This is a genomic window from Streptococcus suis, assembly GCF_002960445.1.
Lineage (GTDB): Bacteria > Bacillota > Bacilli > Lactobacillales > Streptococcaceae > Streptococcus > Streptococcus hyiners.
Map to the genome: position 1 here is coordinate 1 of NZ_POJD01000273.1, position 598 is coordinate 598.

Consider the following 598-nt stretch of genomic DNA (forward strand, 5'->3'; position numbering starts at 1 on the left):
AAACAGTTCCTGGAAGGGATATAGTAATGGCGTTCTCTTTAACGAGATAGAAGTCTTGGCGCAGGTTGAAGCAGATGCTGGTACGAATGAAGAACCACAAACCGAGCTAGTCAACCTCGCTAAATTGAAAAAACCATATTTCTATGGTAAGGCTCCAACTAATCCAGAAGCCATTAACGATGGAAAGTTCGACGAGAATTATACTACTCAAGAATCAATAGGGGATAAAGCTTATCTTCAATATGAATTTAGAAATGTCTATACTATTGAGGAAATCAAGGTTCAGTTAGCTCCTGGAGAGTATCGTAATTTCCGGATAGATTTGGATGATGATTATAATGATGGTAATAATTATAATACAATCTATAAGAATGAAAATTTCACCATTGACAAGGAACAGATTATAACAATTAAAACTCCGAAGAACTCTAAAGCGCGTTATGTTCGCTTTAGAGGTACGCGCGTAGATGATACTCCTCTTCGATATTCAGAAATTCAGATTATGGGACGAGGAAAATCTTATGACGAATCTGCTCCAGAATATGTTCCACCAAAATCTGAATACGATACATTAGTCTGGTCTGATGAATTTAATGGC

General features: G+C 36.8%; 1 protein-coding gene. It reads left to right on the forward strand.

Annotated features, from left to right (window positions below; genetic code table 11):
* Nucleotides 1–598 (forward strand): discoidin domain-containing protein (locus tag C1G53_RS09645; RefSeq protein ID WP_161941404.1); only part of this gene is annotated, 598 nt, incomplete at both ends.